Source organism: Streptomyces sp. NPDC007162 (assembly GCF_040634175.1).
Taxonomy (GTDB): domain Bacteria; phylum Actinomycetota; class Actinomycetes; order Streptomycetales; family Streptomycetaceae; genus Streptomyces.
In genome coordinates this window covers 1-11407 of record NZ_JBEYFC010000283.1, presented here as the reverse complement: position 1 = coordinate 11407, position 11407 = coordinate 1, and the positions used below count along the sequence as shown (strand labels likewise).

The 11407-nt window shown below is 71.8% G+C and carries 9 protein-coding genes; 2 read left to right on the top strand and 7 right to left on the bottom strand.

The genetic code is table 11. From position 1 onward, the window contains the following. Nucleotides 1–61: 61 nt before the first annotated feature. The 4 genes from ABZ646_RS28245 to ABZ646_RS28230 are packed head-to-tail and all read right to left on the bottom strand — an operon-like array spanning nucleotide 62 to nucleotide 6350. Nucleotides 62–3127: a glycoside hydrolase family 38 C-terminal domain-containing protein gene (locus tag ABZ646_RS28245; protein WP_360524617.1), complete on the bottom strand. Its 3066-nt coding sequence runs from the start codon at nucleotides 3125–3127 to the stop codon at nucleotides 62–64. Nucleotides 3128–3157: 30 nt separating this feature from the next. After that, the gene (locus ABZ646_RS28240; RefSeq protein ID WP_360524614.1) at nucleotides 3158–4051 is read right to left on the bottom strand and encodes a carbohydrate ABC transporter permease; all 894 of its coding nucleotides are present in this window, start codon (nucleotides 4049–4051) and stop codon (nucleotides 3158–3160) included. Beyond that, nucleotides 4051–4920 (bottom strand): sugar ABC transporter permease, encoded by an 870-nt coding sequence (locus ABZ646_RS28235; RefSeq protein ID WP_360524626.1) that lies wholly within the window; start codon nucleotides 4918–4920, stop codon nucleotides 4051–4053. Before ABZ646_RS28235 ends, ABZ646_RS28240 begins: the two co-directional genes overlap by 1 nt. Before the next feature lie 53 nt (nucleotides 4921–4973). Beyond that, nucleotides 4974–6350 (bottom strand): extracellular solute-binding protein, encoded by a 1377-nt coding sequence (locus ABZ646_RS28230; protein WP_360524611.1) that lies wholly within the window; start codon nucleotides 6348–6350, stop codon nucleotides 4974–4976. A 370-nt stretch (nucleotides 6351–6720) separates the two neighbouring features. Here ABZ646_RS28230 and ABZ646_RS28225 point away from each other — a divergent pair, with 370 nt between their 5' ends. Beyond that, nucleotides 6721–7959 (top strand): ROK family transcriptional regulator, encoded by a 1239-nt coding sequence (locus ABZ646_RS28225; protein WP_360524623.1) that lies wholly within the window; start codon nucleotides 6721–6723, stop codon nucleotides 7957–7959. Nucleotides 7960–7998: 39 nt separating this feature from the next. Here ABZ646_RS28225 and ABZ646_RS28220 read toward each other — a convergent pair whose 3' ends face one another. Beyond that, on the bottom strand, nucleotides 7999–8271 hold the full coding sequence (locus tag ABZ646_RS28220; RefSeq protein ID WP_360524608.1) for a hypothetical protein: 273 nt from the start codon (nucleotides 8269–8271) through the stop codon (nucleotides 7999–8001). Nucleotides 8272–8434: 163 nt separating this feature from the next. Beyond that, entirely contained in the window at nucleotides 8435–9256 is an 822-nt protein-coding gene (locus ABZ646_RS28215; protein ID WP_360524620.1) for an oxygenase MpaB family protein, read from the bottom strand. A 165-nt stretch (nucleotides 9257–9421) separates the two neighbouring features. Between ABZ646_RS28215 and ABZ646_RS28210 the strand changes: the two genes are divergently transcribed. Next, entirely contained in the window at nucleotides 9422–9595 is a 174-nt protein-coding gene (locus ABZ646_RS28210) for a hypothetical protein (protein ID WP_165939525.1), read from the top strand. A gap of 34 nt (nucleotides 9596–9629) precedes the next feature. Here ABZ646_RS28210 and ABZ646_RS28205 read toward each other — a convergent pair whose 3' ends face one another. Further along, nucleotides 9630–10883 carry a glycoside hydrolase family 3 N-terminal domain-containing protein gene (locus ABZ646_RS28205; RefSeq protein ID WP_360524604.1) on the bottom strand — a complete coding sequence of 418 codons (1254 nt, stop codon included), beginning with the start codon at nucleotides 10881–10883 and terminating at the stop codon, nucleotides 9630–9632. Nucleotides 10884–11407 lie beyond the last annotated feature (524 nt).

Genomic DNA, 11407 nt, shown 5'->3' with positions numbered 1-11407 from the left:
GTCGGCCACGCGGACGCCGACGGCTGGCGGCCCGGGGTCGTATCTCCGTCCTGCGGCCCGGCTAGGACCGGCGCAGCCGCAGGGTCAGGATCTGGAACGGGCGCAGGGTCAGTCGCACCCGGCCGTCCGCTGCCGGCTCGCAGTGCGGGGCGTCGGCGTCCCGCGGCCGCTCCAGGAGGTCGGTCGGGCCGGCCGCCGTCGAGGGGAAGCCCGGGGTGAGCGTCGCCCTGGCCCGTACCCCGCGCGCCTCGTACAGCCGTACCACCACGTCGCCGCTGCGGTCGTCGGCGAGTTTGACCGCCTCCACCACCACGCCTTGGTTGTCGACAGCGACCAGCGGCGTCACGGGTTCGCCACCCGGGAGCGCGCGCTCGGGAAGGTTGAGGCGGTAGCCCTCGCGGCGGGCACCGTCGACGTCGGTCCCGATGACGAGGGCATAGCGCAGGCGGTGGGTGCCCTGGTCCTGGTCGGGGTCGGGGAAACGGGCGGCGCGCAGGAGGGAGAGGCGGACCGTGGTGGTCGTGCCGCCGTCCGGGCGGACGTCCCGGGTGACGTCGTGGCCGTATGTCGAGTCGTTGACCAGCGCCGCGCCCCAGTCGGGTTCGCCGACGTGCAGGAAGCGATGGGCGCAGACCTCGAACCTGGCCGCGTCCCAACTGGTGTTGGTGTGGGTGGGCCGTTCGACGTGGCCGAAGGGGATCTCCGCCGTGGAGTGCCCGGCCCGTACGTCCAGGGGGAACGCGGCCTTGAGGAGCTTCTCCCGCTCGTGCCAGTCGACCACGGTGTCGACCAGCAGCCGGCGGGAGCCCGCCGCGAGGGTCAGGGTCTGCTCGACACGGGAGTCGCCGAAGGTGCGCACCACCCGTACGCCGCCCTCCGGCACCGCCGTCACCGAGTCAGCCGCCGTCAGGTCGCGGACGTTGTTGCGGTAGAAGACGTCGATGTCCCAGGCGTCCCACTGGTTGGGGAAGTCCTGGTGGAGCTGGAGCAGGTTGCCTCGGGAACCGGGGGCCAGGGCTTCGCGGCCGGCCGTGACGTCGTAGGCGGAGGTGATCAGGCCGTCGGCGTCGACGACGATCCGCACCAGTGCGTTGTCGAGTACGAAGCCGCCCGCCTCCGCCACCGCCGGGGTGTTCCGCTCGCCGGGCTCGCGGACGGCCGCGCCCAGGGCGGGGACGCCGGCGCGGGCGTGCGGGGCCGCGTTGAAGACGACGAGCCCGCCCTCCGGGCCGTCACCGGCCAGGGTCCGCTGCGCCTCCTCGATGATCTGCGTCAGTTCCCGTGCCACCGCGCCGTACGTCTCCTCCGCCTCCCGGTGCACCCACGCGATCGAGGTGCCGGGCAGGATGTCGTGGAACTGATGGAGCAGAACGGTCTTCCAGAGGCGGTCGAGGGCTTCGTACGGGTAGCGGCTGCCCCGGCGCACGGCCGCCGTCGCCGCCCACAACTCAGCCTCGCGCAGCAGGTGTTCGCTGCGCCGGTTGCCCTGCTTGGTGGCGAGCTGGCTGGTGAGGGTGCCGCGGTGGAACTCCAGGTACAGCTCCCCCGACCAGACGGGGGCGCCGCCCGCGTCCGCGTACTCGCGCTCCGCGCGGGCGAAGAAGTCGGCCGGGCCCTCGATCGCGACGCGGGCCGAGCCCTCCAGGTCGGCGAGCCGGTCGGCGCGGGCCAGCATCTCGCGGGTGGGGCCGCCGCCGCCGTCGCCGTAGCCGAACGGGATGAGGGAGCTGTTGACCGCCCCCTTGTCCTGGAAGTTCCGTACGCTGTGGGCTACTTCGGCACCGGACAGCTCACCGTTGTAGGAGTCGACGGGCGGGAAGTGGCTGAAGATCCGGGTGCCGTCGATGCCCTCCCACCAGAAGGTGTGGTGCGGGAACTTGTTGGTGGTGTTCCAGGAGATCTTCTGGGTGAGGAACCAGCGCACGCCGGCCAGCTTCATCAGCTGTGGGAGGGCCGCGTTGTAGCCGAAGGTGTCCGGCAGCCACATCTCCTCGGTCTCGACGCCGAACTCGTCCAGGTAGAACCGCTTCCCGTGGACGAACTGCCGGGCCAGGGCCTCGCCGCCGGTGATGTTGGTGTCGGGTTCGACCCAGAGACTGCCGGCCGGCAGGAACTGCCCGGCCTTCGCCTTCTCCTGGGCGCGCGCATAGACCTCGGGGCGGTGTTCCTTGAGCCAGGCGAGCTGCTGCGCCTGGGACATGACGAACTTGAACTCCTGGTGGTCGTCCATGAGTTGTGTGACGTTGGAGACCGTGCGGGCCACCTTGCGGACGGTCTCGCGCAGCGGCCACAGCCACGCCGTGTCGATGTGCGCGTGGCCGACCGCGGAGATCCGGTGGGCGCTGGCGGTGGCGGGCGCGGCGAAGGCGGGGGCGAGTGCCGCACGGGCGGCGGCCGCCGTGCCGGAGACGTCCTGGAGGTCGACGGCGTCCAGGGCCTTCTCGACGGCGCGCAGGATCCCCCAGCGGCGCGGGGTGTCCGGGGACAGCTCCTGCATCAGCTGGCCGAGGACTTCCAGGTCCTGTACGAGTTCGTACACGGGCCGGTCGACGACCGCGAGGTCCAGGCGGCGCAGCCGGTACAGCGGTTCGCCCGGGTCCGCGGCCGGGTCGCCGAGCCAGGGGGCGCGTCCGCCCACCGAGGTGGGTCCGAAGGAGAGTTCGCCGGGCGCGGTGTGCATCACCACGGGGTTGGCGGCGGCCTCGATGTAGACGGTGAACTCCTCGCCGCCGACGGCCGATTCGGTGACCGGGAGCCAGGTGTTGCGCGGGTTGAGGGCCTTCACGGCGGTGCCGTCGGCGCGGTGGACGAGGCCTTCCGCGGAGAAGCCGGCGGAGTGGGTGGCGAAGCCCAGGTCGAGGACGGCCTCGACGGGCAGCCCGGCCCAGTCGGCGGGGACGGTGCCGCTGACCTTGAACCAGCTCGTCGTCCAGGCCGGTCCCCAGCGGTCGCCCGTCCGGGCGGGCCGGTAGGGCGCGGCGATGCCCTCGGCGACCGGGACGGGTTCGCCGTGGACGTCCCAGACCTCGACCTGGAGGGGGACCGCCCGGGCGTGCACGGCGGGCCGGATGCGCTGGTTCAGGACGCGTTCCAGCCGCTGCTCGGTGACTTCGCGGTCGTTGTGCATGGGTTTCCTTCTTGGTGGGGGTGGGGCGGTTCAGCCCTTGAGCGCGCCGCCGAGTGCGAAGCCGCCGCCGAGCTTGCGGGCGAGGAGCAGGTAGAGCATCACGACGGGCAGCGAGTAGATGATCGAGAACGCCGACAGCTGTCCGTACTGCGTCTGGTCGTGCGCGCTGAGGAACGTGAACACGCTGACGGACGCCGGGAGTTTCTCCGGGGACAGCAGCAGGATGAAGGGGACGAAGAAGTTTCCCCACATGCCGATGAAGGTGAAGATGGTGACGACCACGACACCGGGGCGCATCAGCGGGAGCACGACCCGCCACAGGACGGTCATGGCGCCCGCGCCGTCGATGCGGGCGGCCTCCTCCAGGACGAGCGGGACCCCGTCCATGAAGCTCTTCATCAGCCAGATCCCGAACGGCAGCGCGGACGCGGCGAGGAACAGGGTCGTGCCGGGCATCGAGTCGATCAGGTCGACCTGTACGAACATGCTGTACACCGGGATCATCACGGCGGTGATGGGCAGCCCGGTGGAGAACAGGATGGTGTAGAGGAACGGGCGGCGCAGCCGGGACCGGTACCGGGAGAGCGGGTAGGCGGCGAGGATCGACACGACGACGGTCACGAGGGTGGCGAAGCCGCACAGCAGCAGGCTGTTGAGCATCGGCCGGTAGGTGGTGTCGACGTTGAGGACCGCGTCGAAGTTGTCGAGGGTCAGGGCGTCGGGCAGCCGGAGCCGGAAGCTGTTGAGGTCGCTGACGGAGGCGATCAGCATCCACACCAGGGGCAGCACGTAGACCAGCGAGACGGCGAGCAGCAGGATGTTGATGACGCCCCTGCCGAGCCGGGGGCGGCGGCGCGGGGCGGTCCGGGGCACGGCCGCGGGCGCGGTACCGCCGGTCCGGGGGGTGGTGGCGGCGACGGCCATCAGTCGTCCTCCAGTTTGAGCAGCCGGATGTAGACGGCGGAGAACAGGGCGCCGACCACCAGCAGCACCAGCGCGATGGCGGTGCCGTAGCCGATGAGGCTGTTCTGGAACGCCTGCTGGTACATGAAGACGGGCAGGGTCTGGCTCTTGTTGCCGGGACCGCCCCGGGTCATGGTGTAGACCAGGCCGAAGACCGACAGGGTCTGGAGCGTGATCAGCATCAGGTTGGTGAGGATCGAGCGCCGGATGACCGGCAGGGTGACCCGGAAGAACCGCTGCCAGGGCCCGGCGCCGTCCATCTCGGCGGCCTCCGTGAGTTCCTGGGGCACGTCGTTGAGGGCGGCGGAGAACACCATCATCGAGAAGGCGGTGCCGCGCCACACGTTGGCGAGGCAGACGGCCAGGATCGGCATGGTGTAGAGCCAGTTCTGCTGCGGCAGGTGCAGGGCCGACAGGATCGAGTTGAGCGAGCCCTGGTGGTAGAAGAAGGCGTACATCAGGTAGCCGGCGACGACTTCGGGCAGCACCCAGGCGGCGATGACGACCCCGGTGACGATCGAGCGGACCGGTCGGGCGGCCTTCTCCATGAGGACGGCGAGGGCGAGGCCCAGGGTGTTCTGCCCGACGACGGCCGAGCCGACCACGAACACCAGGGTCAGCCACACGGCGTTGAGGAAGTCGGCGTCGTGGAAGGCGCGGGTGAAGTTGGCGAAGCCGGTGAAGTGGGTGCCGGAGGCGCCGGTCAGCTGCATGTCGGTGAAGGCGTAGTACACGCAGTAGCCGATCGGCCCGGCCAGGAAGACGGCGAGCAGCACGATCGACGGCAGCAGCGGCAGCCCGCGCACCAGGCTCCGGGCGGCGGGGGGCACCCCCCGGGACCGGCGGTCGCCGTCGGTCCCGGGGGGTGCGGTGGTCAGCGTGCTCACGAGGTGCCCTTGTCCGTCTTGTCGTCGCCGACGGCCGACTTGACATCGTTGTCGAACGTAGCAGCGGCCTTGTCGACCGACGCCTGTCCGGTGGTCACCGACTCCATCGCCTTCTGGATGGCGGTCGAGACCTGGTTGTAGGCGGGCAGGCCCGGACGGTAGTGGGTGTCGGCGACCAGTTCGGTGAAGAACTTGTTGGTCGGCACCGCGTTCAGGTACGTCGGGTCGCTCGCGACGTCGGTGCGGGTGGCGATGGTCGCGTTGAGCGCGTTCCACTTGGCCGAGTTGGTCCGGGTCTGGATGGACTCCAGGAACTTCCAGGCGAAGTCGGCGTTGCCCGCCTTGGCCGGGACGGACCAGGCCCAGCCGCCGGACATGCTGGTCTTCCCGGGCCCCTGGCCGCTCTGGGTCGGCATGGCCGCCGTACCCATCACGGACTCCCAGTCCTGCCACGGCTTGGCGCTGGAGGAGCCCCAGTTGTTGGGCATCCAGGAGCCGTCGATGTCCATGGCGAGCTTGCCGGAGGGGATCAGTTCGGTGCCGACGGTGGTGCCGAAGTTGGCCCCGAGGGCGTCCGGGACGGACGGGCCGAGCTTCTCCCCGTACACGGTGTGGACGAAGTCCAGCGCGTCCTTGAAGCCCTGGCTGCCCACGACCCACTTCTTCTGGCTCGCGTCGTAGAGGGACTTGTCGCCGGCCGGGGTGCCGTACAGCAGCATCTCGAAGCCCTGCATGGAGGAGGCCTCGCCGCCGGCGGTGCCGGTGTAGAGGTTGAGCGGGGTGACACCGGGCAGCTTCGCCTTGATCCTCCGGGCGGCACTCAGCACGTCGGCCCAGGTTTTCGGCTGCCAGGGCACGGCGATCCCGGCCTTGGCGAGGAGCTGCTTGTTGTACCAGATGCCACGGGTGTCGGTGTTGTCCGGGACGCCGTAGATCTTGTTGTCGGAGGCGCCGGTGACGGCGGTCTTGGCGGCGGCCGCGTACTGGGACCAGTCGGCCCACTTCGCGGTGTACGCGTCCAGGGGCTTCAGATAGCCGCCGGCTATGTCGGAGTTGATGAGCGCGGTGTCCTCGTAGACCAGGTCGGGGGCGGTCGAGGGCGATCGCATCATGAGCTGGATCTTGGTGTAGTAGTCGTTCTCGGAGGCGGTGACCGGGACCAGTTGGACCTTGGCGCCCGGGTCGGCCTTGGTGAACTCCTTCACCATCGAGGCGAGGAAGTTCGCCTGCAGCTTGCTGGTGCTGTCCAGGTTCTGCCAGTACACGACCTTGATCGACTTGCCCGAGCTCCCCGAGGAGCCGGAGCCGCAGCCGGTGGCGGCGAGAGCGGTGGCGGCGGTGATGGCCGCGGCGGTGACGAGTTTCGAACGCACGAAGTCCCTCCGGGAACGCGAAACCTAGGGAAGCCTCGATGGATGCGGGCCGCGACGCCTACCGCCTGGAGGGCGTCCCCTTGCGCCACCCCGCGCGACCCGACCTTCTATCGGCCAGGTTCTGTGGGCGGTAGCTAAATCCAATGGATGGATGAAGTCAATGCTTCCGACGTGTAAAGTCCACGGCAGATGACGGGTTCCGGGACTGTAAGACAGTCTGAACCAGCGGGATTTAAGCTGCTCGCAGCGACTCCTCACCCGTCCGAGGCAGACTTCGGGCCACTGCCCCGCACCTCGCACGCGGGCCCCGGCACAGCATGGGCGCGGCGCCGGACCGGCGCCCCACGACAGCGGAGGTGGCACGGTGACGATGCACGGCGGGACGAACCTGCCCCGGGTCGGCGGCTACAACCAGGCCGTCGTGCTGGACGCCATCCGGACCAGGGGCCCGGTCAGTCGTGTCGAACTGGCCGCGCTCACCCGGCTGACCAACCAGACCGTCTCCAACGTCGTCCGCAAGCTTCTCGACGCCGGCCTGGTCACCGAGACCGGCCAGGCCCCTTCCAGCGGCGGAAAGCGGCGCACCCTGCTCTCCCCGCGCCCCGACGGCGCCTACGCGCTCGGCGTCCACCTCGACCCCGACTCCGCGGTGATCGTCGTGGTGAACCTGGCGGGCGAGGTGATCAACGGCCGCAGGCAGCGGCTGACCACTCCCGAGGACCCGGAGCAGGTCGTCGACCGGGTCTCCCGCGCGGCCCTGCGGCTGCTCGACCGCTCCGGGGTCGACCCGGCGCGCCTGCTGGGCCTCGGCATCGCCGCCCCCGGACCGCTGGACGGCGCCCAGGGCGCCGTGGTGTCGCCGCCGAACCTGCCCGGCTGGGGCAGGGTCCCCCTGGTCAAGATGTTCGAGGAGGCCACCCGGCTGCCCGTCGCCCTCGACAACGACGCCACCGCCGCCGCGATCGGCGAACGCTGGATCGGCGGCGAGGCCCGCGCGGGCAGCTTCCTCTTCGTCTACCTGGGCACCGGGATCGGCGCCGGGATCGTCCTCAACAACACGGTTCTGCACGGGGATTCGGGCAACGCCGGGGAGTTCGCCCACATGCCGGTCGAGCCCGGCGACCGGGTCTGCCCGTGCGGCGGCACCGACTGTCTCGGCCCGTACTGCTCCCCCGCCGCGATCATCGACGACCTCATGGCACGGTACGGCTCCCCGGCCGCCGCCCGGCTCGGCCTGACCGGCACGCCCGACGCCCTGCACGACGACTGGAAGGCCATGCGCCGCGCCGCCCGCGCCGGCGACCCCGACGCGACCGACGTCGTACGGCGCGCCGCCCGTCGTATCGGCCAGGCCGCCCGGGGCGCGGCGAGCCTTCTGGACGTCGACCGGATCGTCCTCGGCGGCGAGGCCCTGCACGGCATCGAACCGATCCTGCGCTCGGAGATCGAGACCGCCGTCAACCGCACCGCGGTGGCCCGCGCCCGGCGCCCGGTCACCGTCGAACAGAGCGTCATCGGCGACACGGTGGGCGCGGTGGGCGCGGCGTCCCTGATCCTGCACGGCAACTACGCGCCGGGCTGGCGGATGCTGACCGACCCGGCTGGCTGAGCGCCTGCGCCGGACGCCGGCCGGGCCCCGTGGCGCGCCTCACTCCCCCGGAACGGGCCCGCCGTGTGCTCCCCAGGCGACGAGTGCGCGTGCGTCGCCGGCGGTCGCCCGGTCGAAGGTCCGGTCGTACCGGCGCCTGCCCAGGCTGCGTACGAGCCTGTGCTCGCACTCGTCGCGCAGCGCCGCGATCTCCGGCGTGCCCCGTTGCGGGTGGCCGACCGTGTCCCAGAAGCGGGCCGCCGCGCCGATCACGCCGAGCTCCTCCGCCCGGCCGATGAAGGAGGTTTCCTCGTCCCACGCCGTCCACGCCATGCCCACATCCTGGTGGGCGAGCGGGCGTGCGACGCGCAGACGGCGCACAGCCCGGTGGCCGGTGTTTCCGGCGCCCACTCTGGGAAGACCGCCCCGGCGGGTCGCCGGGGTTCACTCACGTGAGTGAACTGGTGAGTGGCCGGGTTCCATCCGTGTCCCTCCGTCAGGCGGCGCCCGGTGGCGGTTTCATGGCCCAGCGGATGGTGCGGGTGAGCAGGTGGCCGGCCGGGCGGACGGTGATGTCCTCCACGACCGCCAGACGCGGCAGCCGCAGCAGCGTCCGGGCCCAGGAGGGCAGCAGCGTCACGGCGTTGGCGGCCAGGACACCGTACAGGGGACGGACCGGCAGCGGCAGCGGCGGTTCCAGGAGCAGGAAGCGTGCCGCGGCGCGCGCCTCGGGGGTGGCCCTGAGCTCCGGCCGGTAGGCGGCCAGCCGCGCGGCCAGGGCCTGGCGGTCGCGCGGGGGATCGTTCACTCCCAGTGCCTCCGCCACCCGCGCGGTGTCGGCGACGTAGGCGTCGTACCCGGCCGGGTGCAGCGGGCCGGAACCGTAACGCTCGTGCGCGCGCAGGAAGCACTCCGTCTCGGCCGCGTGCACCCAGCCGAGCAGCCTGGGGTCGGCCGCATGGTACGGCTCGCCCTCCGGCGTGGTCCCGCGCACCTTGTCGTGGATGCGGCGCACCCGGTCGACCGCCGCCTGGGCGTCGTCGGCCACGCCGTAGGTGGTCACCGCGAGGAAAGCGCTGGTGCGTTGCAGTCGGCCCCAGGGGTCCCCGCGGTAACCGGAGTGCGCGGCGACGGCTGCCATCGCGAGGGGGTGCAGGGACTGCAGGAGGAGCGCGCCGAGTCCGCCGACGAACATCGACGCGTCGCCGTGCACGACGCGGATCGGACGCCCGGGAGTGAACCAGCGCGGGCCCGGGGTGTCGTGGATGCGGGCGCGGACCGCCGGTCCGTCGGGGCCGGCCACCCGGCGGAAGAGCATCGCGCCCAGCGACGCGCGGACATCCGGCACCACGGCTCGCCACCCTTCCTCGGCTCCTGCATGGTTTCACCGGCCCACGGGCCTGTCACCCCCGGCCGGCGGTGCCTGGCTTGTGAAGGTGATGTGCGGGCAGACGGGATGCAGGCTACGGAAAGGAGACTGATCATGCTCGGTCTGGTGGGGGCGGCGCTGTTCTTCATCGCCTTCCTGATCAACGCGGCGAACATCGGCACCAACGACGTGTTCACGTCCACGAACGTGATGCTGCTGGGGCTGACGGCCCTGGCACTGCACGTCGCGGGCATCGGCACGGGCTGGAGGTACGGCGGCCGGCGCTGATCGGGATGCGTCTGACCGGGGGCGTGCCCGGTGTTCAGCCGCAGCTGAGCCGTCCCGCGTTCGCCTTGGCCGTCAGGATGCGGTGCACGGAGGCCGCGACCTTGGCGCGGAAGGCGGCGTCCGTCGTCATCCGGGACTGCACCGCCTGCGCCATCGCGGGCACGGTCGACGGCTTGACGGTGAGGATCATGTCACCGCCCGCGGAGACGAAGTCCACCGCGCGCTGACCTGCGGGGTACGCACGTACCGCGACGGCCTGGCCGATGTCGTCGGAGATGACGACACCCTTGAAGCCGAACTGGGTGCGCAGGAGCTTGGTGATGACGGTCGGTGAGAACACGGCCAGGTGTGCCGGATCGATCTTGGTGTACTTCGCCGAGGAGATCATCACGAACGGCGCACCGGCCGCGATCCCGCTGCGGAACGGCGTGAGGCTCGCGCTGGAGGTCGTGGTGACCGAGTCGACGACGTTCGCCGTGGTGTCGGTGTTCCCGATGACCTGGCCGAGCCCGGGGAAGTGCTTGAAGGTGGTCATGACGCCGGCGTCCCGGAAGCCCGCGGCGAAGGCGCCGCTGTGCGAGGTGACGACGGCGGGGGTGTTCCCGAATTCGCGGTGGTAGCGGCCGATGGGGGCGTTGCGTGTCCCGAGCGAGGCCGGCACCACGTCGGCGACCGGTGCGAGGTCCAGGTCGAGCCCCGCCGCCTTGAGCTGCTTGGCCCAGGTGCCGGCGCGGCCGCGCAGTGTCGTCGTACTCCACGTGCCCTGGGTCAGGGCGCTGGGGATGGCCGAGAAGCCGGGGCCGTTGAGCACCTGGACCTGCCCGCCCTCCTGATCGGTCGACACGATCATCCCGACCTGCCGCCCGCCGACCGTGTCCGCCTGCTTGCGGATGCCGTCGACGATCTTCTTGGTGGCCGCGGTGCCGGCGGAGCTGCGGCCGGTCAGCATGACCGAGCCCACGTGGTAGGTGCGCAGGGTGCGCAGGTCCGTGCCGCTGGGGGCGTTGGCGGCGACGCCGCCCATGAAGAGCTGGCCGACCCGCTGCGCGTCGGTCATCCCCGCGTAGACCTTGTCGACGCAGCTGGTGGCCGCCTGGGCCGTCGCCTGCGACGCGACGGATCCCGCCGGGGTCCCGTGACCGGCTCCGGGCACGCGGTGGGCGGCCTCGCCCGATGCCGGCACGGCGCACGCACCGGTGGCGAGCAGGGTGACGGCGAGACCGACGGCGGTACGCCGCAGCCGGGCGGCGGAGCGGCCGCCCGCGCGCCGACGGACAGGTGTAGCCATGGTGCGCTCCTGACTCCTCGGGGTGCAGGACACGGGCCGGCGGCCCGGCACGCGACCGGGACCGTGCGCGCCCGGCGAACCGCCACGCTCCCACACGCTACGCCGAACGGGTGCCGGGTGCGCGCTGTGCGCCACGAGCCGCGCACCGACCGACGGCGGCGAACGGACGCGACGCTGTCCCGCCGAGCGCACCACGACGAGCCCGGCGGCACGACGGGCGCGACGACACACGAACGCGGCAGCAGGGCGGCACGGTGACCGCGGCAGCACGGTGAGCACGGCGGGCAGGTGGCACGCGGGCGCGGCGACCGCGGCGGCACGACGATCACGCCGCACACGGACAGGGCGCCACGGTGAGCGTGGTGACCGTGGCGAGGGCAGGCGCAGGGATCGCGGCGGTACGCGGGCGCGGTGACCACGACGGCGCGGGCGGCACGGGCGGCACGGTGAGCACGGTGCGGCTGGGGCAGCACGTGCGGCAGCAGGGGGCGGTGGATCTGCAGCACCCCTTCCTCGCGCCGTTC